The sequence below is a fragment of the Yersinia sp. SCPM-O-B-9106 (C-191) genome (assembly GCF_026183365.1).
Taxonomy (GTDB): domain Bacteria; phylum Pseudomonadota; class Gammaproteobacteria; order Enterobacterales; family Enterobacteriaceae; genus Yersinia; species Yersinia rochesterensis.
This window is the reverse complement of sequence record NZ_CP110791.1, coordinates 459200-481341: the sequence shown is the minus strand read 5'-3', so window position 1 is coordinate 481341 and position 22142 is coordinate 459200. Positions and strand designations below refer to the sequence as shown.

The window sequence follows — 22142 nt, the reverse complement described above, 5'->3', positions numbered from 1 at the left end:
AATTGTCAGCCCGCAACCCCGGTGGCGCGGCTCAACAACCGCGCGCAAACAGCTTCCGGCAACATATATTGATCCCGATGATCGAGCGTCATATGGCACCAGGCATCGGCTAACGGCGGTGAGGTAAACCGCAGTAATTGCGATGCACAGCATAAATCAAACAGTTGCTGGGTTATTGCCCGCCCTTGTTCTTCCTTAGGATTTTTCAGCCGCTGCTGCAATTGCCGCCATGCGCGGTCAAATAGCCGGTTTTGCCCTCGTACGGGATAAAACTCTTGCTGAAGCATGTCTATCGCAGAGGGGAGTTTGCGGAATGTGCGCAGCACATCAAGACACATAATATTGCCGGAGCCTTCCCAAATACTGTTGACCGGCATTTCCCGATAAATCCGCGGCAACTCACTTTGTTCGCAATAGCCAATCCCGCCGAGCACCTCCATCGCCTCCGCAACAAACCCACTGCCCAGCCCACAGACGCGGTATTTTGCCGCCGGTGTCAGTAATCGACTGAATATCTGCTCATGAATTTCGCCGGTTTTTTCCCATGCGCTGGCTAAGCGCATTAATAGCGCGGTGTGGCCCTCTAAACGCAATGCCATGCGGCTTAAGACTTGCCGCATCAAAGGTTGCTCAACCAGTGCTTTACCAAAAGCCTGCCGCTGCCAGGCATGATATAACGCGACGGAAAAAGCGCGCCTCATCAGGCCATGGCTACCGAGCGCGCAATCAAAACGGGTATATCCGCCCATTTTTAGAATTTGGCGAATGCCGTCGCCCTCCTCCCCCAATAACCAAGCGGTGGCGTGATCAAATTCGACCTCGCTGCTGGCATTCGAGCGGTTGCCGAGTTTCTCTTTCAAGCGCTCTAAGCGGATGGCGTTGTCGGTGCCGTCCGGCAATATTTTCGGCAGGAAGAAGCAAGATAAACCGCCCTCAGCTTGCGCCAGCACCAGATGCGCATCACTTTGTGGCACCGAGAAAAACCATTTGTGCCCGACCAGTCGATAAGCTTCTCCATGGCCGCGCACTTCCAGCGGCTCGGCTCTGGTAGAGTTACTTAATACATCAGAGCCGCCCTGTTTTTCCGTCATGCCCATGCCAATCAATAAACCCCGCTTCTGGCTACCGACGGTTTGATGAGAGTCATAGCGGTCTGAAAGCAGTGGCGGTAGCCAATTTTGGAATAGTGGCGGAAGTGTTTGTTGCAGCAGCGGGATCGCGCCAAATGTCATGGTTATCGGGCATAACGTCCCTGCCTCCACCTGGGCATGCAGGATAAAGCGCGCCGCACGGGCAACAAAAGAGCCTCTCCGAGCATCTTCTTGCCACGGCAAATTATGCACCCGGTGGCTGACCAACTCTTGCATTAACACATACCAAGCCGGATGAAATCGCACCTGATCCAAGCGCTGCCCAGCGGCATCGTAGCGCAATAATTCTGGCGGATTAGCATTTGCCAGCCGCCCTAGCTCAAGTGACCCCTGCGAACCCAGTTGCAGTCCAATCCGAGAAAGATCTTCCCCATCCCAGCTAGCATGTTCCCGCAACACAGCTTCCCGCAGGGCCATATCAGACAGAAATAAATTACTGTTCGATAATGGCTCTGGTTGGTTGAAAACTAAGTGAGTCTGCCACTCCATACTTTCCTCCATTCCAATATTCATTATGAAACCGTCATTCATAAATCAGGGTTAAGTATGGTGCAGACGTGGCTTTTTGCTGGCGGACTTATCACAAACAGATATTGATCTACTCAATATCACTGATAGTGGTGAAAAATCCCCCTATCTGACAAACAAAAGGCCAACATCCGAAAATGTTGGCCTTTTTGACATGCAGGGATGAAATGAAATGAATATACCCAAGTTACTTCGAGTTGCAGGTAGGCGGCAAATGAGCAAGTCCCCAGGAGCTTACATAAGTAAGTGACTGGGGTGAGTGAAAGCAGCCAACACCCCTGCATATTGAAGGGCGACGGGTATATTAGATTTTCAGTGCTCGCTGACGCACTGCTTCAAACAAACACACACCGGTAGCGACCGACACATTGAGGGAGGAAACACTCCCCGCCATCGGGATGCTGATCAGCTCGTCGCAGTGTTCGCGGGTCAAGCGGCGCATACCCTCACCTTCGGCCCCCATCACCAGCGCCATCGGGCCAGTCATTTTGCTCTGATATAAAGTGTGGTCAGCTTCACCGGCGGTGCCGACAATCCAGACATTGTGCTCTTGTAACACCCGCAGTGTACGCGCCAAATTCGTCACTTTAATCAATGGCACGTTTTCAGCAGCACCACTGGCGACTTTCTTGGCAATGGCATTAAGCTGCGCCGAGCGATCCCGCGGCACGATAACCGCGTGTACTCCCGCAGCATCCGCACTGCGCAAACACGCGCCCAGATTATGCGGGTCAGTGACACCATCCAGCACCAATAGAAAAGGCGTTTCCACACTTTCCAGTAATGCTGGCAAGTCATTTTCCTGATACTGACGCCCTTCACGGACTCGCGCCACGATACCCTGATGGACACCGCCCTCAACCTGTGAATCCAACCACTGGCGGCTGGCAACCTGAATGACCAAACCGGCAGCTTCCAGTTCAGCAATCAAGGGTTGTAGGCGACGATCGTCACGGCCTTTCAGAATAAAAACTTCCAAAAAACGTTGTGGATCATTGTCTAACAAGGCTTTGACGGAGTGAATACCGTAAATAATTTCGCTCATGATGCTCTTTTATAAATGATTAAATATAAATGAATGTGGGCGACCAAGGCCGCCCGACAATCAACAGGCCATTATTGGTCGCTGCTAGTTTTTTTCTTCGCGCGCTTGGCCTTGGTGGCAGCAGCAATTTTCTTGGTCTTGGCGGATGCTCTTTTCGCTTTCGCTTTGGCCTTTTTCTCAGCCAGCGCTTTTTCATCTAACTTAGCGGCAGCATCTACCGGACGGAAAGCACTATCCGGCTCAAAGTTTGCCGGTTTTTTAGCACGACGAGGGCGCTTCTGCCCACTTCCTGCCGGTGCTGGTGCGCCATCACGGCGCGGAGCTCCAGATGAAGCGCCGCGCCCACCACGCCCGGTGGAGGTATCGCGCATAGTACGTTGGCCGTCGGCTTTCTTGGCTTTATCACGCGCCGTTTTGCCTTCGCCACGCGGTTTACGGGTGCTGGAGACCAGTGCAAAATCAATTTTGCGCTCATCCATATGGACAGCTTCAACCCGGATTTCCACGGTATCACCCAGCCGGTAGACCATGCCGGAGGACTCGCCGATCAAGCGCTGACCGATGTTATCGTAGCGGTAGTAATCATTATCCAGGCTGGAAACATGTACCAGACCATCAATAAACAAGTCATCGAGGCGCACGAAGAAACCAAAGCCGGTGACACTGGCAATAATCCCGGTGAAGACTTTACCCACCTGATCTTGCATAAAGTCACACTTCAGCCAGTCAGCTACGTTACGGGTCGCTTCATCAGCGCGGCGTTCAGTCATTGAGCAATGTTCGCCCAATTGCAGCATCTCGTCATATTCACTGTGCCAGCCACCGGTGGGTGTCCAGCGCTCTTTCACATTGCCGTGCTCTTTAGCGAGCTGGTATTTGATAGCCCGATGCATGGCTAAATCAGGATAACGGCGAATTGGCGAGGTAAAATGCCCATAAGACGCTAATGCCAAGCCAAAGTGGCCGCGGTTTTCCGGATCGTAAATCGCCTGTTTCATCGAGCGCAGCAACATGGTTTGCAGCATTTCATGATCCGGACGATCCGCAACTTCATCCATCAGCACCGCATAATCTTTCGGCTCTGGTTTCAAACCGCCGCCGAGGGTCAGGCCCAGCTCACCCAGCACACTGCGCAGGGCTGAGATATGGTCATCACTTGGGCGGTCATGCACACGGAACAGCGCCGGTTCGTTGTGTTTTTCCACAAAACGCGCCGCAGCAATGTTCGCCAGAATCATGCATTCTTCAATCAATTTATGCGCGTCATTACGCACCGTCGATTCAACACGCTCAATGCGCCGTTCGGCATTGAAGATAAACTTGGCTTCTTCGGTTTCAAAGGCAATACCGCCGCGTTCAGCACGGGCTTGATCCAGCGCTTTGTACATGGTGTGCAGCTCTAACAAATGCGGCACCAGCGGCTTATATTGTTCACGCAGCGACTCTTCACCATCAATAATCCGCCACACTTTGGTGTAGGTCAGACGCGCGTGGGAGCTCATCACTGCTTCGTAGAACTTATACGACGATAACTTACCCTGGGCGGAGATGGTCATCTCACACACCATGCACAGGCGGTCTACCTGTGGATTCAGGGAGCAAAGGCCGTTGGACAGCACTTCCGGCAGCATCGGAACAACTTGCGACGGGAAGTAAACCGAGTTACCACGGCTGCGAGCTTCATCATCCAGCGCAGTGCGCGGGCGCACATAATAGCTGACATCAGCAATCGCCACCCACAAGCGCCAGCCACCACCGCGTTTTTTCTCACAATACACCGCATCATCGAAGTCACGGGCATCTTCACCATCAATAGTGACCAAAGGTAGGTTGCGTAAATCCACCCGCCCTTTTTTCGCTTCTTCCGGCACTTGCTCTTTCAGATCCGCAACTTGCTTTTCAACTTGTGGCGGCCAGGTATGCGGGATTTCATGGGTGCGCAGCGCGATATCTACCGCCATGCTGGTACCCATATTCTCGCCGAGCACTTCAACAATCTTACCCACCGCTTTAGAACGGCGAGTCGGGCGCTGAGTTAACTCGACCACGACCATATAGCCCATCCGCGCACCGCAGATAGCATCAGGTGGAATCAGGATATCAAAACTCAAGCGGCCATCATCCGGCACCACAAAACCGGTACCGGCATCAGTAAAGTAACGGCCGACAATCTGGCTAGTTTTCGGGACTAATACGCGCACGATACGCGCTTCACGGCGGCCTTTGCGGTCAGCGCCAACCGGCTGGGCCAAGACCACATCACCATGAATCGCGGTTTTCATCTGTTCTGCGGAGAGATACAGATCGTCTTTACTGCCTTCAACACGTAAAAAGCCGAAACCATCACGGTGGCCAATAACTGTCCCGCGCAATAAGTCCAGACGCTCAGGTAAGGCATAGCACTGACGGCGGGTGAAGACCAATTGCCCATCACGCTCCATGGCGCGCAGGCGGCGACGCAGCGCCTCTAGCTGTTCCTCACCAGATAAATTAAGTTCATTGGCCAGCTCTTCACGGCTGGCGGGTGTTTCGCGCTTCGCGAGATGAGCCAAAATGAATTCCCGGCTAGGGATCGGTGACTCATATTTCTCTGCTTCTCGTTCCAAGAATGGATCTTGTGACATTGCGGTTCCTCCGTTGTCAGCAGCAGCCTTATACCCCGCGTACTTGAAGCTGCAGGGGTGTTAGCTGCGCGCTCTCACCCGATTCACTTACCAGTGTAAGCTCATCGGGATTCGTTTACTGGCTGCCTACCAGCAACTCCAATTACTTTGGGTATATATATCTTTGATTAAGCAAAAATCTACTCAACAAGTAATAGCTTATAGAGCGGGACATTATCTTGAACCATATCGGCTAAAGTATAGTTATCCAACTCATTAAGGAAACTTTGTACTGCCTGATTAAGCACTTGTTTCAGGCGGCAAGCGGGTGTTATATGGCAAAAATCACTACTGCAATTCACCAGAGAAAGAGGTTCTAACTGGCGCACAACGTCGCCAATTCGAATCTGGTCAGCCGGTTTACCTAACCGTATGCCGCCGTTTTTCCCCCGCACAGCGGTGACCAGCCCGACACGGCTCAACTGATTGATTATTTTAACCATATGATTGCGAGACACGCCATAGACCTCAGTTACCTGAGAAATGCTGGTCATTTGGCCTTCAGGTAGCGAGGCCATATAAGTCAGCGCCCGCAAACCATAATCGGTAAAACTTGTTAACTGCACGTATACCCCTGAGTATCAGTTTACTCGGCTTAAACCCATCTAAGATGACACGTTTTGGATAGATTATAAGTGCGATTCTAAGTGCTATTTAGAAACTTATAGTTTGAATGATAAACCAGCCATAAAGCTTGCGGCTAATCTTTTAGATGGAGGGCGAGTCTTTTGATGTAAAACGGCTTATCCGAGGTCACTTCTGCACACAGTCATACCCAAAAATCTTAGCTTTGCAACTAACAACACGGCAACATCAAGTAAGAAAGGTATAAACAATAAACCGGACGTAAGCCCGGTTTATTGGAATCTGAATTCTGATTATTTAGCTATCAGCTAACTAATCATGCATCAAATGGGTCGCGCAGGATCATGGTTTCTTCACGATCTGGGCCGGTAGAAATAATATCAACCGGAACACCTGTCAGCTCTTCTACACGTTTGATGTAGTTCAGGGCTGCCTGTGGCAACTTACTGTGTTCTTTCACGCCAAAAGTAACGTCTGACCAGCCTGGCATGGTTTCGTAGATTGGCTCGATACCTTCCCAACCTTCAGCAGCCAGCGGAGTGGTCGTCACTTCGCGACCATCTGGCATGCGGTAGCCAACACAAAGCTTAACTTCTTTCAGGCCATCCAGCACGTCCAGTTTAGTCATGCAGAAGCCAGACAAGGAGTTGATCTGCACAGCACGACGCACCGCAACGATATCCAACCAGCCGGTACGACGGCTACGGCCAGTGGTCGCACCATATTCGTTGCCTTGCTTGCGCAGGAATTCGCCGGTCTCGTCATTCAGTTCAGTCGGGAATGGACCTGCACCTACACGAGTGGAATAAGCTTTAACGATACCCAGTACATAATCAACATAACGTGGACCCAGGCCAGAACCTGTCGCTACGCCACCTGCGGTGGTGTTAGATGAAGTCACATACGGATAAGTACCGTGGTCGATGTCCAGCAAAGTGCCTTGTGCGCCTTCAAACATCATGAAATCGCCACGTTTGCGGGCACCGTCCAACAATTCAGAAACATCAACGACCATTGCGGTCAGAATATCGGCGATAGCCAATACTTCATCCAGCACTTTCTGGTAGTCAACAGCTTCTTCTTTGTAGTAATGCACCAACTGGAAGTTGTGGTAATCCACAATTTCTTTCAGTTTGATCGCGAAAGTTTCTTTGTTGAATAAATCGCCTACACGCAGACCGCGGCGAGCAACTTTATCTTCATAGGCAGGGCCGATACCACGACCGGTAGTACCAATAGCTTTTGCACCACGTGCTTTTTCACGCGCATTATCCAGAGCTACATGATAAGGCAGGATTAATGGGCATGCTTCGGAGAGTAACAGTCGCTCACGTACAGGCACACCGCGCGCTTCAAGTTCTGTCATCTCTTTCATTAAAGCGTCAGGTGCCAGTACAACACCGTTGCCGATGATGCTGATTACGTTTTCACGCAGAATACCTGAGGGAATTAAATGAAGAACGGTTTTCTCACCGTTAATAACCAAAGTATGGCCAGCGTTGTGACCACCTTGATAGCGCACAACATATTTAGCCCGTTCAGTCAGCAGGTCAACGACCTTGCCCTTACCTTCGTCACCCCATTGGGTGCCCAGTACGACGACGTTCTTACCCATCTCAAAAATCACCAGGTTGCTTAAAAAAGGATTCTAACATCTCATTCGGCTGCTTTCAGTAATTTTTAACACATAACTGCACAATTTTTGTGCTTACATTTAGCCACCCATGCGGCTACGCAACATGTAGTAGATAACGATGCCTGCAACCACTAATCCTCCGCCAAAACGACGTAAAGTGGCATCAGGTAATTCAGTCATTGCCTGAATCATTTTGCGCCAGGTTTTGGGGTAAAGCATCGGGCCAAGCCCTTCCAGCACCAAAACCAAACCCAATGCTAACAAGATGGTTGAATTCATTTTCTGTCTCAATCAAATGGAAAAGGCGGCCTAAAATAGAAAAGGCCCGCATAAACGGGCCTTACTGTTGCTGTCAAAAACCGGCTGTCACGGCAGTCGTTATGGACGTTTGCTAGAGTTATCCGGCGATTTCATGTAGCGGAAAAAATCACTTTCAGGGCTCAGAACCATCACATCGTTGCCGCTGCTGAAGCTATTTTCATACGCGCGCAAGCTACGGATGAAAGCATAGAAGTCTGGATCTTTACTGAATGCGTCAGCAAACAGACGAGCCGCTTCTGCATCACCGCCACCACGCGTAATACGCGCCTGACGTTCTGCTTCTGCCAGAGTACGCGTCACTTCATAGTCAGCTGTTGCACGCAACTTCTCGGCTTCTTCCTGACCTTGCGAACGGTGACGACGGGCTACCGCTTCACGTTCAGCACGCATACGCTGGAAGATAGCGTCAGAGACTTCTGCCGGTAAGTTGATTTGCTTGATACGCACGTCAACTACTTCAATCCCCAGAGCCGCCATGCTGTTCGGGTTAACCGCTGGCTGTTTGCCACGGGTTTCCTGTTCAACACGGGCTGCCGCAGAGGCAATAGCATCATCCGCTTCAGTAGTAACGGCTTCATCGCCCACACTACCGGTATTCAGCGCATCACGAACATCTGAAGTCAGACGACCGCGTGAATCTGTTACGATGTCGCGCACATTCAGGCGACCGATTTCAGAACGCAAACGGTCACTGAATTTACGTTTCAACAGCACTTCAGCCTGAGATACATCACCACCACCGGTGGCCAGATAGTAACGGCTGAAATCGCTGATACGCCATTTCAGGTATGAGTCAACAATCAGGTCTTTTTTCTCGTTGGTCACGAAACGGTCGGCCTGGTTGTCCATGGTTTGAATACGGGCATCCAACGTCTTCACTGTTTCGATAAATGGTATTTTGAAGTGCAGACCCGGCGCGTACACCAGCGGCTTGTTCTCACTATCACGTAATACCTTGCCAAAGCGCAGTACAATACCGCGTTGACCTTCTTGTACCACAAACAGCGAAGCGTAGAGTGCGACTAACACCACAACGACGATAAGTAAAATAGACTTACGCATTGGTTATTCTCTCCCTACGCGAGTGGAAGTATCACGCTGAGCATTCGCCCGGCGCTGATCCATGATAGAGCCACTGGTTGAACTGGTATTCGAGTTACTTGCACCAGATTCTTGGCTGCTATTAGCAGAGGAAGGCGGATTCAAACGAATCAGACTGGTGTCTTTGTTGCCATCCGTTTTCTCTGTAGCACCTTGTCCACGCAGCAGTTGATCCAACGGCAGCACCATCAGACTATTACCTTTGTCATTCGCCAGCACTTTGCGAGTGTGACCGAGGACTTTCTCCATGGTTTCGATATACAGACGCTCACGGGTAATTTCCGGTGCAGCCTTATACTCAGGCAACAACTTAGCAAAACCAGCAACTTCACCCTGCGCTTCCAGCACTTTACGTGCGGCATATGCACGAGCATCTTCTAACAGACGCTGCGCCTGACCATTAGCACGAGGCTGAACTTCGTTGGTGTAAGCTTCTGCTTCACGAATATATTGTTGTTCGTTTTCACGGGCAGCAATCGCATCATCAAATGCCGCTTTAACTTCTTCCGGCGGACGCGCTGCCTGGAAGTTAACGTCCAGCAAAGTAATACCCATTTTGTATGGACGAATAGTTTCTTCCAGTACACGCTGAGTATCGCTACGCACGATGGTACGGCCTTCGGTGAGGATTTTGTCCATGGTGTATTTACCAATAACACCACGCACTGCGCTGTCAGTGGCCTGACGCAGACTGTCATCCGGGTTTGTCACGCTAAATAGATAAGCGGCCGGATCAGTTACGCGGTACTGGACGTTCATTTCGATACGAACGACGTTTTCATCAGAGGTCAACATGACACCTGAAGCCGCCAATTCACGTACAGACTCGACGTTAACCGGAGTAACTTCATCAATAAAGGTCGGTTTCCAGTTCAAACCTGGCTGTACAATGTGGCTTAATTTACCCAAGCGAGTCACAACACCGCGCTCAGCTTCTTTAATTGTATAGAAACCACTTGCCGCCCAGATAACCACAACCGCAACCACAGCGATACCCACAATACGCCCACTGAAAGCAGGGCCTTGTGTCGCGCCATTATTGCCATTGCCGTTGCCGCCACCTTTGCCTGTGAGGCTACTTAGCTTTTTGCTCAGTTTCCGGAAGATATCATCCAGATCGGGCGGCCCTTGGTCACGGCCACCTTTATTATTATTGTTATTGTTATTTCCGCCAGAGTTGCCGCCATTATTATTGCTGCTCCCCCACGGATCGCGGTCCTGTCCGTTATTACCGGGCTGATTCCACGCCATGTTTTAGCTCCATTCTTCTATGATTGGTTTTCTTCAGGCCAAGAGCACACGCCAAAGAAGCTGGCTCTTAATCTCGCAAAATCAATCAGATAATCAATTAATTAGCCGTACTGGCTCATTAGTAATATAACTGACCAAATCTTGCTCTTGCTTACAGAGACGACGCCAATCAACGATAGGCATTCTTACCACCATACCGACGTTCCCGTCCTCGTCTATCCACTCTTTTTCAATTGCCTGAAGCTGGTAAAAACGGCTGCGTAAACGGCCTGCCTGAGGCGGCAAACGTAATTCAAAGTGTGCGATCTCACCTGAAAGACGCTCCGTTAACGCTTGAAAGAGCAACGGGATACCTGCGCCAGTTTGGGCCGAAAGCCAAACTCTGACTGGCAGATTGTCTTCGTTGCGATCAATTCGCGGGACGAAATCATCCAACAAATCAATTTTATTCATTACTAATAATGTAGGGATTTCATCCGCCTCGATTTCTGCCAATACAGAATCGACTGCGGCCATATTCTCGGCCACCCGAGGATCAGCTGCATCAATAATGTGTAGCAGTAATGAGGCTTGCCGCGTTTCTTGTAATGTCGCTTTAAAAGCAGCAACCAGATCGTGCGGCAAATGCCGGATAAAGCCTACCGTATCCGCCAACACTGTATCGCCCACATCAGCCACAGTAATACGGCGTAAAGTTGGATCCAGCGTAGCAAATAGTTGGTCAGCCGCGTAAACATCAGCTGCCGTAATTTTGTTAAACAGGCTAGATTTACCGGCGTTGGTATATCCCACCAAAGATACTGTCGGAATATCAGCACGGGTGCGCGCGCGCCGCCCCTGCTCACGCTGCTTTGCAACTCGCTCCAAACGGCTCAAAATCAAGCTGATGCGGTCACGTAGCAAACGGCGGTCGGTCTCCAACTGGGTTTCACCTGGCCCTCTTAGGCCGATGCCCCCCTTTTGACGCTCAAGATGCGTCCAACCACGTACCAAGCGGGTCGCAATATGACGCAATTGCGCTAATTCGACCTGCAATTTACCTTCATGGGTACGGGCCCGTTGGGCAAAAATATCTAAAATCAGCCCAGTACGATCAATAACCCGACACTCACACAAACGCTCAAGATTTCGCTCCTGCGCTGCGGAAAGGGCATGATCAAACAAGACAACAGACGCACCACTGGCTTTCACTGCATCAGCAATTTCTACTGCCTTTCCCTCGCCCACAAAAAACTTAGGATGTGGAGCTTTGCGACTACCCGTCACAATTTGCAAAGCTTCTACGCCCGCAGAAGATACCAGCGCTTCGAACTCACGCAGATCCTCTGAGTTTTTGTCTTGCGAGAAATAGATATGAACCAGTACGGCCTGCTCACCGCCTTCATAACGGTCAAACAAACGTGCAACCTCTCAAACGGATCAAAACCGCTAGTGCGGAGAACATAAACCCGAATCCGTTGCTTATGTTCCCCGTCATGGTTGACCAGCAATGCGCTTTATTCAGCGTCATCGCTATCCTGCTGCGGTGATTGCGGCGCAGATGGATTACTACCATGATAATTATTAGTGCTACCACTCGGACTATTGCTGTGATGCGAAACCGGGCGAGAAGGCACAACAGTAGAGATGGCGTGTTTATAAACCATCTGGCTGACTGTATTTTTTAACAGAATGACAAACTGATCAAAAGACTCAACTTGGCCCTGCAGTTTAATGCCATTCACTAAATAAATAGAAACCGGAACCCGTTCACGACGCAATGCGTTCAGGAACGGATCTTGCAAAGATTGCCCCTTAGCCATTCTGTATTTTCCTTATTTGCTTGTTGTTATTAACTAAGAACCTATCGGCTCGAAAATAAACTGCGTAAAAAAATCCGCGCGTTGAGTACTAATCAATTGTACACAATCATTCAACCTATGCACTAACAACCTGTATTACAGAGTCTAAAGCCTCTCCCGGCTTATCGCTGTCAAGCCACTGGACTGAACCCCAGCCCCGCAACCAGGTCATTTGGCGCTTTGCCAGTTGGCGTGTCGCACAGATTCCGCGGTAAACCATGTCGTCGTAATCAATCTCACCGGACAGATAAGACCACATCTGCCGATATCCCACACAACGAATGGCTGGCATATCCGTATGCAAATCACCGCGGCCAAAAAGCGCCCTAGCCTCGGTTTCAAACCCTGCATCCAGCATTTGACGAAAACGTAATTCAATCCGCTGGTGCAACAGTTCTCGGCTAACAGGCGCAATCGCAAATTGGTGAACCCGATACGGTAAGGTTTCACCCGAAATTTTAGTCAGTTCTGTTAGAGTTTTACCTGAAATAAAAAAAACTTCCAGTGCTCTGGAGAGCCGTTGGGGATCATTAGGATGAATTCGCGCCGCCGCGACGGGATCGATTTCAGCCAATTGTTGATGTAATGCTTCCCAGCCCAGTTCCGCTGCCTGCTGTTCAATACGCTGGCGCACTTGCGGGTCTGCGCTCGGCAATGGCGATAACCCATCCAACAGCGCTTTAAAGTACAACATAGTGCCGCCCACCAGCAGCGGAATTCGCCCGGCGGCAGTAATCTCGGCCATTTCTTTTAATGCATCTTTACGGAAATCAGCGGCGGAGTATGCTTGCGCGGGATCGCGGATATCAATCAGCCGATGTGGCGCTAATGCCAGCTCTTCTGCGCTGGGTTTCGCGGTGCCGATATCCATACCGCGATAAATCAGGGCAGAATCGACACTGATTAACTCCACAGGTAGCCGTTGTCTCAGCGCAATGGAGAGCGCCGTTTTACCCGAGGCAGTTGGCCCCATAATAAAGATTGCCGGTGGCCGGTCTAGATTTTCAATATCATTCATGTTTCAGGGTTGCCAATGCAGCCTTTATATCAATAGGTTGTAATAGCCCAGTTGGTGGTGATTTTACCAACTGTGGACAAAGACGTTCAACATCTGCCAATAATTGTATCGCTTGAGACACATTCCATACCTCATGTTCACTGCCAAGATGGCGAGAAATCCATGTGGCGAGAGCATCTGGCGATATCTCTTCATGCTGCGACAGATAGCCTAACAGTTCCGGTATCAGTTTTTGTAAATTTTGTTGGCGTAATGGTAAAGATACTGCGCGTAAAGTCGCCTTTTCGTGTTCCACGGCCAATTCTATTCCCATGGTCACTAACAATTTCTGATGACGCTGGCACGCGGCTGCTTCATTTTTATCCAATGTCAGTTTTAAGGGGATTAATAGCGGCTGAGGGCGCAACCCTTCCGCGGGCGGATTCAACTGAGCTTGTTTCAACCAACGCTCAGCAACCCTTAATTCCAGTAATGCCACGCCCTGTTTATATTCAATAAGAGCATAGCAAGGCGGAAACACGGTGAGCACCCGGCCAAAGCTGTAATTATCGCCGTGCAGTGGCTCGTCATTAAGTCTCTGACGCGGCGCAGGCGAGGCCGGAGGTTGACTGACCGCCGCCGGTTTATTCACTACGGTCGGTTGCACCAGTTGGCGATATAATTCACCTTGTTGTTTTTGGTAGGGTTGACCGGCGTTATAAGTCGGGGCGGGTTCACGAGCGACTGGCCGTGCTGTCATGGCAGCCCGCTCCGGAGAAGAAACTCGTGCTACTGGCGCGGTTTTCGCCGGTTCCGGTTGAGCATATTTATTCCCCCCCGCCGCCACGCGATTTTCTGGTTGCCAGCGCGGGGCGTCGATTTCTTCACCATCTTCATTGATGTTCAGAGTCGGAGTAGCGGCTTGCTGTAAAACCGTGGTAACCGCTTGATAAATAAAATCATGCACTAGCCGCGCTTGATGGAAACGCACTTCATGTTTAGCCGGATGCACATTGACATCCACCTGATGTGGGTCAATATCCAGATACAATACATAGGCGGGTTGCTGGTCATCTTTGAGTAAATCTTGATAAGCCTGGCGGATCGCGTGGTTAATCAGCCGGTCGCGCATCATGCGGTTATTGACGTAGCAATATTGCATTTCACCCAGTGTACGGCTGGCAGCAGGGTCTGCTACCCAACCGCGAATCGTCAAATCACCGTGCTGCCAGGAAATCGCCAGCGCATGCTGCAAAAATGCCGGGCCACAGATACTCGCCAGGCGGCGCTCATGTTGGGAAGGGTCAGGCGCGGCGCGATACTGCCGCATTAACTTACCGTTATGGCTAAGATTGATTGCCACATCAAAACGCGCCAGCGCAATGCGCCGCACCACTTCATCAATATGACCAAACTCGGTTTTTTCAGTCCGCATAAATTTGCGACGGGCCGGCGTGTTATAAAACAGATCCAGCACTTCAAGGGTGCTGCCGACCGGATGAGCCGCAGGTTTGATGGTCACCGCCATATCGCGGCCTTCAGCATACGCCTGCCAGGCTTCATTTTGTTCGGCGGTGCGCGATGTCAACATTAGACGCGAGACTGAACTGATGCTGGCGAGTGCTTCGCCACGAAACCCCATACTGAGGATGGCTTCCAAATCTTCCAGCGAGCTTATTTTACTGGTGGCATGGCGCGCCAATGCTAATACCAAATCGTCTTTACCAATGCCGCAGCCATTATCACGGACACGAATCAGTTTCGCCCCACCACGTTCGATATCAATATCAATCCGTGTCGCACCGGCATCCAAGCTATTTTCTACCAACTCTTTCACCACCGACGCAGGCCGCTCTACCACTTCACCGGCGGCAATTTGGTTAGCAAGCTGTGGTGGTAGAATCTGAATTGGCATAGCAGTTCCTTTCGCTTACGACTGTGGAATAGTGAGAGTTTGCCCCAGTTGGACATTACCTGACTTTATCTTATTTGCCCGCTCAATCTCACTCATCGACACACCATATCTGGCTGCAATAGCCGACAGCGTATCGCCGCGTTTTACCTGATGCTTAACCGGCTGGCTTTTGCTCGGCTTGGCTTTCGCCACAGCTTTTGGCGCGGCGATTCCCGAGGCGGGGACTTTCAAGCGCTGCCCCACCCAGACCACATCATTTTTCAGTGTGTTATTTTGCCGCAACACCGCCATGCTGACGCCGTATTGACTGGCAATGCCGGATAAAGTTTCGCCGCGTTGGACTTTATGAATCTGGCTTTTACCCGTCGCAGCCGGTTTGGCGGCAGATGATCTGCCGCTGCTTGCTATGCTGCTGACCACCGGCTCTGGCTGGCTAACACTTGAACGCCGTGAAGAAGAATCAACCGCCGCGGTTTCAATTAGCGGACGGTTTTCGACCTTTGGGTCGGCTTGTAGCGGATGCGCGAGGAAATAACTGCGCAAACCTTTATAAATGGCTTGAGCAATTTTCTCCTGATACGCGCTACTGCCAAGCAGCCGCTCCTCCGTACTATTACTGATAAAGCCGGTTTCCACTAACAATGACGGAATATCCGGTGAACGTAACACCCCAAGACTGGCGTGTTCAGGCCGACGTTTGTGAATATCGCCCACTCTTTGCAGCTCATTCAGCACCTTAGTGGCGACGTCATAACCTACCCGCTGTGAGTGACCAAATTGTAAATCCAGCACCGCCTGACTTAAATAAGGGTCAGAGGCGGTGTTGGCCAATACATCACCGGCCCCACCAAGCAGTTCGGATTGTTTCTCATGCTGCTCCAGCCAATTACCCATTTCACTGTTAGCGCGGCGATTCGACAATACCCAAACTGACGCCCCGGTTGCGCTGCGGTTAGGCGCCGCATCAGCATGAATGGAGACCAACACGTTAGCGCCCTGCTTACGCGCCACATCAGAACGGCCCATTACCGAAATAAAATAATCGCCATTGCGGGTCAATACTGGTTTAAACATCGGGTCACTGTTAAGCAGTGCTTCAAGCCGACGGGCGATGGCGATAGTGACACTCTTCTCTTGCAAGCCATTTTGCCCAATCGCACCGGGATCCTGACCACCATGACCGGCATCAATCGCCACCACCACTCGGGAGCTGTTCGCCGCACTGGCAGTGTTGGTCTGGCGGGCGGTTTTGATCGGCCGCGCAGTATTCGTCGTGATGTTCTCGCTGCTCACCACCACAGTCGGCTTGTTGTTAAACGGGTTTTTAGCTACTGACGTGGTATTGGCGCTCGTGATCCGTGATTCCGTATTCGCATTCGTCGCCGGTGAAGTTAACCGCCCTGCGTTAGGGCTAGGCGTATTGGTTTGGTTCAGCGGCGTATTATTTGGGCTTAAAGACTGAGTTTGCCGCACAGGGGCACTCGCCGACGCTGTCATGGTGATCACCACGGTGTAATTGTTACCCGACTGCTGAGTCACCGCGCGAGTTTTGACTTTTTGTGTCAATTCCAGCACCAGACGGGTACTTTGTTCATCTTTCGGGGTACTGGAGCGGATTCTTTTCAGCAGATTCTGCCCACTGAATTCCAGTGGTAATCCAGAAAGATTGCCGCTTTGACGGACATCAAGCACCACCCGCTCGGGTGAATTTAAAGAAAAGAAAGCATAAACCGGCTGACCATCAAAACTGAGTGTCACTTTGCTTTCAGTCGAGCCATTGTTCACCTTAATATCGGTAAGCTTGGCGGCGAATGCAGAAGGCAGAGCAAATAAACTCACCATAATCAGCATTACGGCAGCCAATGATGGTCGCCAGAAAGTCTTTTTCGTCCAACAACCTGGTCGCGTAAAGCTATTTATTAGTCGCGTAGAGCTATGCATCATTATTAAATCGTCCTTGCACAGCAGCTAAACGGCGCAATACATCCGCGCCGGCATCAGAAAGGGCCACCAGGCGGGCTTCGCGCCCCTCGGCCTGATAAGCCAAATGCAGCTCAACATCCGCTTGTGGTAAGAACCCAGCCCCTTGTTGTGGCCATTCCACCAGGCAAATTGCTTGCTTATCAAAGTAATCACGAATGCCCATAAACTCCAGCTCCTCGGGGTCAGCCAGACGATATAGGTCAAAATGGTAAACCGGCCTTGGGGCTAGCGCATAAGGTTCAACCAAGGTATAAGTCGGGCTTTTAACATGCCCTGAATGGCCAAGGGCCTGAAGAAAGCCACGGCTAAAAGTTGTTTTTCCGGCACCTAAGTCACCGAACAAATAAATAACGCTGGCACCCTCGAAGGCATGAGCCAACGTGCCCCCTAATGCAACAGTCGCTGCCTCATCAGGCAGAGGTAAAACGAGTTCTTTCATTCTGTGATATCTATTTTGCTAACTCAGGATTAACGTACTTCGGAATAACTGACAGCAAATCTGTGGCCAGTAAACCCCGGGTGCCTTGAACTTCAGCCAGTTTGTCTGCGGCAACGCCATGCACAACACAACCTGCACAGGCGGCATCATACAGCACCAGCTTTTGTGCTATCAAACTCCCAATAATGCCGGACAGAATATCCCCCATACCGCCGGAGGCCATACCCGCATTACCGACATCAGCAATCGCCATCTCGCCCTGTTCACTGGCAATAAGAGTACCAGCCCCTTTCAAGACCACCACACCACCATATTGTTTAACGATGTTACGGGCAGAAAGTAAGCGGTCACTCTCAATATCAGCAACGCGGCAACCGAGCAGGCGGGCAGCTTCGCCAGGATGGGGAGTTAATACCCGATTCTGACGCTTCAGCGGATTTAATGCCAGCAAGTTGAGTGCATCAGCGTCCCATAATGCTGGTTTATCACTTTGTTGCAATAAATTCAGAGCATTTCGGCCCCAATCAGATTGCCCTAACCCCGGGCCGACCACCAATACATCAGCCCAACTCATACTTTGCGCCAGGGTTTCAGGGGTTAACTCCTGCACCATTAGCTCTGGACGAGCGGCCAAAATCGGGGCCACATGCTCAATGTGAGTAAGCACTCGCACCAGCCCAGCACCGCTACGCAGGGCAGCTTCTCCCGCCATGCGTATCGCGCCGCCAAACCCTTTATCGCCCCCCACCAGCAATAACCGCCCATGTTCACCTTTATGGGCGCAAGGGCGACGCGGTTTCAACCATTGTGGCAAATTACCGGCGGTCAGGCGCTCAATTTGGACGGGTTGAGCAGCCAGCCAGGGTGTCAATCCTAAATCATTACAGTGTAAATGCCCGACCCAATCACGGGCTTGCCCAGTGAGCAAACCGGGCTTTAGGGTGACAAACGTCAGAGTGTGATCCGCGCGAATGACGGAGCCGGGAGCCGCGCCGCTATCAGCACTCAGCCCTGACGGGATATCCAAGGCGATTTTTGCTGCACGGTGGCGGTTTGCCGTGTCAATCAACGTAGCATAAACACCTTGCGGCGCGGCTCGCAGGCCAATACCTAGCAAACCATCAATAATTAAATCGATATGTTGTGGCCATAAGATATCAGGTTGATTAATCACGCCGCCCGCTGCCAGCCATTGAGATTGTGCCTGATGGGCTTCTGCGGGCAGGGGCCGATTGCCAGGGCAAGCAATCAGTGTCACATTCAGACCCGCGGCCAATGCCCGGCTGGCAACAATGTAGCCATCGCCACCATTATTACCGTGGCCGCATAAAATCAGCCAGTGGCGCGCAGCGGGGTATTGCTTTCGCGCCAGTTCAAATGCGGCATTTCCTGCTCTCACCATCAGGTCAAATAAGCTCAGGGAGAAGTGTGCCGCGGCAACCGCCTCATTCTGGCGCACCCAGTCCGCAGAAAAAACAGAGTGTGGTAAACTAATACCGATTTGTTTCTTACTATGGTCCGTCATGGCACACCCCCTCGATCTGAATCAATTAGCCCAACATATCAAGCAATGGGGGCAATCGCTAGGTTTCCAGCAAGTCGGTATCTGCGATACAGATTTGTCAGCCGAAGAACCGCGGTTACAGGCCTGGCTTGATAAACAATATCATGGCGAAATGGCCTGGATGGCCCGCCACGGTATGCTGCGCGCGCGCGCGCATGAATTATTGCCTGGCACTTTTCGGGTGATCAGCGTGCGAATGAATTACCTGCCTGCCAAGGCCGCATTTGCCAGCACATTAAAGAATTCAGAACTCGGCTATATCAGCCGTTATGCCTTAGGCCGTGATTATCATAAATTGTTACGCCAACGCCTGAAAAAATTGGGTGACATGATTCAAAATTATTGTCTGGAGCAGGCGGCCGGTGATGTCAACTTCCGCCCGTTCGTCGATTCTGCGCCAATAATGGAGCGTTCCCTGGCGGCTAAAGCGGGTATTGGCTGGGTTGGTAAGCACTCACTAATTTTAAATCGTGAGGCCGGATCCTGGTTCTTCCTGGGTGAGTTGCTCATTGACCTGCCGCTGCCAGTCGATAAACCGCAAGAAGAACAATGCGGGCGCTGCGTTGCTTGCATGACCACCTGCCCGACTGGGGCTATCGTCGCGCCCTATACTGTTGATGCTCGCCGCTGCATTTCCTATCTAACTATTGAGTTGGAGGGCGCGATACCGGAAGAGTTTCGTCCCCTGATGGGCAATCGTATTTATGGTTGTGATGATTGCCAGCTTATCTGCCCGTGGAACCGCTTCTCCCAATTAACTGACGAAGAAGATTTCAGCCCTCGCGCAGTGCTGCACACTCCACAGTTGCTGGATTTATTTAGCTGGAATGAAGAGAAATTTTTACGGATAACCGAAGGCTCCGCCATTCGGCGAATTGGGCACCTGCGCTGGTTGCGTAATATCTCTGTGGCATTGGGCAATGCGCCCTATCTCGACAATGTTGTATTGGCACTGGAAGCACGCCGCGGCATTAATCCGATGTTAGATGAACATATTGAGTGGGCAATTTCACAACAATTAAAAAGACGGTCTACACTGATTGGGGATGTTCAGTCACCGCAGAAAAAACGGCTGGTGAGAGCGATTGAAAAAGGCCTGCCACGAGATGCCTGATACCGCGGTTACCTAATATTGCCTAATCTTGAGCAGAGTTTTTTTAACTATTTTTATTATGAATAAACCCAGACTTTTCCTGTGTATAAAAATAAAAACACCTTGTCAATCAAGTGTAAAAAAAAGTACAAGTGATCAGCATAACGTTTTCACATAAATATATATGCAAACAAATCAAATATTTATAAAACAGGAAATTAAAGCGGTTGATTTATGAACTGAATATAAAAACAGCAGAATCTGTGGATAACTCTGTTGAAGAATTTAATACAATGTATGTGCAATGGGGCGCAGCGTATGATTGGGCTGTGGATAATTAAGATAAAATTGAATGAAACATTTTGGAGCGGGAAACGAGACTCGAACTCGCGACCCCGACCTTGGCAAGGTCGTGCTCTACCAACTGAGCTATTCCCGCATTGAGATGCCGTTAAAACAGCATTTGACTACCTGAAATGACCAGCACTAAAAAAATAAAATTTGGAGCGGGAAACGAGACTCGAACTCGCGACCCCGACCTTGGCAAGGTCGTGCTCTACCAACTGAGCTATTCCCGCGTCGCTGTCATGCACTATAAAGAAAAACAGCACATTACTTTTATACTTTTCTATTACTGATAATTTTTTATGACCAACTTCTTATGATTCAAGAAATTGGAGCGGGAAACGAGACTCGAACTCGCGACCCCGACCTTGGCAAGGTCGTGCTCTACCAACTGAGCTATTCCCGCTCTGTGTCACACTTTCCAGTACTGAATCTGTTTGCGCAAGCTCGCGAATTCTTCATCGGTACGGGGTGCGCATTATACGAGAAATCCGTTTTGCCGCAAGCCCCTGAAAGCAAAAAAATCATTTTTCGGTTTAAGTGCCGATTAAAACAGCAATATGATGTTTTTACCAGCACCATGCAAAGCATAAACCCAAAGTTATTGAAATTTGAGGCCAGGCTACCAGCTAACACCCCCACAGCTTCAAGGCCGAAAGGTTCCCCAAAGTCATTGGAGTTGTGGGTAGGCAGCCAGCAAACGCATCCCGCTGAGCTTACATCAGTAAGTGATTCGGGTAAGTGCGCGCAGCTAACACCCCCACAGCTTCAAGGCCGAAAGGTTCCCCAAAGTCATTGGAGTTGTGGGTAGGCAGCCAGCAAACGCATCCCGATGAGCTTACATCAGTAAGTGATTCGGGTAAGTGCGCGCAGCTAACACCCCCACAGCTTCAAGGCCGAAAGGGATTAAGATTGAATAAAATGTTCGCGATAATAAGCAAGCTCGGCCACTGACTCGCGGATATCATCCAGTGCCTGATGAGTATTTTTCTTTTTAAAACCCGCCAGAATCTCGGGTTTCCAGCGGCGGGCCAGTTCTTTTAAGGTGCTGACATCCAGATAACGGTAATGGAAGTAAGCTTCAAGCTCTGGCATATAGCGGAACAGGAAGCGCCGGTCTTGACCCACGCTGTTACCGCAAATAGGGGAAACGCCTGCCGGAACCCACTGCTTTAGAAATTCAATTGTTTGCAACTCAGCATCGCTATCACTAAAGGGGCTGTCTTTAACGCGCTGAACCAAGCCACTGCCGGTATGCGTGCGCACATTCCACTCATCCATTAGCCCAAGCTGCTCATCAGACTGGTGGACGGCCAACACCGGGCCTTCCGCCAGGATATTCAGGTTAGCATCGGTAACCAGAGTGGCTATCTCGATGATCCGATCCCGCTGCGGATCAAGACCGGTCATTTCTAGATCGATCCAGATTAGATTATTTTGATTTTCTGCCATGATTTTTCCTGCCTGTTAGCGGGTGAGACTACCGAACAAACGGTTAATTGATAAAATAATGTGTATCATAGCCCTTTTGGTCGCAACCAGCGATATACCCAAAGAAATTGGAGTTGCAGGCAGGCAGCAAGCGAACGAGTTCCGATGAGCTTACTCAAGTAAGTGATTCGGATGAGTGAACGTAGCGAACACCCCTGCGGCTTCAAATACTAAGGGTATTAATGCAGATTCA

Annotated in this window: 17 protein-coding genes and 3 tRNA genes; 1 reads left to right on the top strand and 19 read right to left on the bottom strand. The window is 50.5% G+C overall.

Annotation, left to right across the window (positions count from 1 at the left end; genetic code table 11):
• Nucleotides 1-5: 5 nt before the first annotated feature.
• From OP863_RS02155 to nnr, 15 genes are all read right to left on the bottom strand, one after another.
• Nucleotides 6-1652, bottom strand: coding sequence for an isovaleryl-CoA dehydrogenase (locus OP863_RS02155; RefSeq protein WP_145588816.1), 1647 nt, complete (start codon nucleotides 1650-1652; stop codon nucleotides 6-8).
• Between the two features lie 331 nt (nucleotides 1653-1983).
• A complete protein-coding gene (gene rlmB / locus OP863_RS02150) occupies nucleotides 1984-2724 on the bottom strand; it encodes a 23S rRNA (guanosine(2251)-2'-O)-methyltransferase RlmB (RefSeq protein ID WP_004392482.1) in 741 nt (246 codons plus the stop codon).
• 71 nt (nucleotides 2725-2795) lie between these two features.
• Nucleotides 2796-5348: a ribonuclease R gene (gene rnr, locus OP863_RS02145; protein ID WP_145588804.1), complete on the bottom strand. Its 2553-nt coding sequence runs from the start codon at nucleotides 5346-5348 to the stop codon at nucleotides 2796-2798.
• 179 nt (nucleotides 5349-5527) lie between these two features.
• Nucleotides 5528-5953, bottom strand: a complete 426-nt coding sequence (gene nsrR, locus OP863_RS02140; protein ID WP_145588805.1) for a nitric oxide-sensing transcriptional repressor NsrR — start codon at nucleotides 5951-5953, stop codon at nucleotides 5528-5530.
• Between the two features lie 335 nt (nucleotides 5954-6288).
• Nucleotides 6289-7587, bottom strand: a complete 1299-nt coding sequence (locus OP863_RS02135) for an adenylosuccinate synthase (protein ID WP_038636925.1) — start codon at nucleotides 7585-7587, stop codon at nucleotides 6289-6291.
• A 99-nt stretch (nucleotides 7588-7686) separates the two neighbouring features.
• Nucleotides 7687-7887, bottom strand: coding sequence for a DUF2065 domain-containing protein (locus tag OP863_RS02130; protein WP_145588806.1), 201 nt, complete (start codon nucleotides 7885-7887; stop codon nucleotides 7687-7689).
• Nucleotides 7888-7986: 99 nt separating this feature from the next.
• Complete coding sequence (gene hflC / locus OP863_RS02125; RefSeq protein WP_038636928.1) at nucleotides 7987-8991, bottom strand: protease modulator HflC; 1005 nt, start codon at nucleotides 8989-8991, stop codon at nucleotides 7987-7989.
• A gap of 3 nt (nucleotides 8992-8994) precedes the next feature.
• Nucleotides 8995-10281 carry an FtsH protease activity modulator HflK gene (hflK, locus tag OP863_RS02120; RefSeq protein WP_038636930.1) on the bottom strand — a complete coding sequence of 429 codons (1287 nt, stop codon included), beginning with the start codon at nucleotides 10279-10281 and terminating at the stop codon, nucleotides 8995-8997.
• Nucleotides 10282-10374: 93 nt separating this feature from the next.
• Complete coding sequence (hflX, locus tag OP863_RS02115; protein ID WP_038636933.1) at nucleotides 10375-11679, bottom strand: ribosome rescue GTPase HflX; 1305 nt, start codon at nucleotides 11677-11679, stop codon at nucleotides 10375-10377.
• A gap of 98 nt (nucleotides 11680-11777) precedes the next feature.
• The gene (gene hfq / locus OP863_RS02110; RefSeq protein ID WP_042562589.1) at nucleotides 11778-12083 is read right to left on the bottom strand and encodes an RNA chaperone Hfq; all 306 of its coding nucleotides are present in this window, start codon (nucleotides 12081-12083) and stop codon (nucleotides 11778-11780) included.
• A 115-nt stretch (nucleotides 12084-12198) separates the two neighbouring features.
• Nucleotides 12199-13140 (bottom strand): tRNA (adenosine(37)-N6)-dimethylallyltransferase MiaA, encoded by a 942-nt coding sequence (miaA, locus tag OP863_RS02105; RefSeq protein ID WP_145588807.1) that lies wholly within the window; start codon nucleotides 13138-13140, stop codon nucleotides 12199-12201.
• Entirely contained in the window at nucleotides 13133-15034 is a 1902-nt protein-coding gene (gene mutL / locus OP863_RS02100) for a DNA mismatch repair endonuclease MutL (RefSeq protein WP_265525839.1), read from the bottom strand. Before mutL ends, miaA begins: the two co-directional genes overlap by 8 nt.
• A 15-nt stretch (nucleotides 15035-15049) precedes the next feature.
• Nucleotides 15050-16885 carry an N-acetylmuramoyl-L-alanine amidase AmiB gene (gene amiB, locus OP863_RS02095; protein ID WP_265526223.1) on the bottom strand — a complete coding sequence of 612 codons (1836 nt, stop codon included), beginning with the start codon at nucleotides 16883-16885 and terminating at the stop codon, nucleotides 15050-15052.
• 82 nt (nucleotides 16886-16967) lie between these two features.
• Nucleotides 16968-17456 (bottom strand): tRNA (adenosine(37)-N6)-threonylcarbamoyltransferase complex ATPase subunit type 1 TsaE, encoded by a 489-nt coding sequence (tsaE, locus tag OP863_RS02090; RefSeq protein WP_145591763.1) that lies wholly within the window; start codon nucleotides 17454-17456, stop codon nucleotides 16968-16970.
• A gap of 10 nt (nucleotides 17457-17466) precedes the next feature.
• Entirely contained in the window at nucleotides 17467-18981 is a 1515-nt protein-coding gene (gene nnr / locus OP863_RS02085; protein WP_265525838.1) for a bifunctional ADP-dependent NAD(P)H-hydrate dehydratase/NAD(P)H-hydrate epimerase, read from the bottom strand.
• On the opposite strand from nnr, the gene queG reads away from it, so the two are divergent.
• Nucleotides 18980-20134: a tRNA epoxyqueuosine(34) reductase QueG gene (queG, locus tag OP863_RS02080; RefSeq protein ID WP_265525837.1), complete on the top strand. Its 1155-nt coding sequence runs from the start codon at nucleotides 18980-18982 to the stop codon at nucleotides 20132-20134. The two genes, nnr and queG, sit on opposite strands and share 2 nt — an antisense overlap.
• A gap of 342 nt (nucleotides 20135-20476) precedes the next feature.
• Here the strand turns inward: queG and OP863_RS02075 are convergent.
• The 4 genes from OP863_RS02075 to orn all read right to left on the bottom strand — a co-directional run bounded on the left by OP863_RS02075 (nucleotide 20477) and on the right by orn (nucleotide 21910).
• Nucleotides 20477-20552: transfer RNA gene (locus OP863_RS02075), tRNA-Gly, on the bottom strand.
• 63 nt (nucleotides 20553-20615) lie between these two features.
• Nucleotides 20616-20691: transfer RNA gene (locus tag OP863_RS02070), tRNA-Gly, on the bottom strand.
• 97 nt (nucleotides 20692-20788) lie between these two features.
• A tRNA-Gly gene (locus tag OP863_RS02065) sits at nucleotides 20789-20864 on the bottom strand.
• Nucleotides 20865-21364: 500 nt separating this feature from the next.
• The gene (gene orn, locus OP863_RS02060) at nucleotides 21365-21910 is read right to left on the bottom strand and encodes an oligoribonuclease (protein ID WP_038636953.1); all 546 of its coding nucleotides are present in this window, start codon (nucleotides 21908-21910) and stop codon (nucleotides 21365-21367) included.
• Nucleotides 21911-22142: the final 232 nt, after the last annotated feature.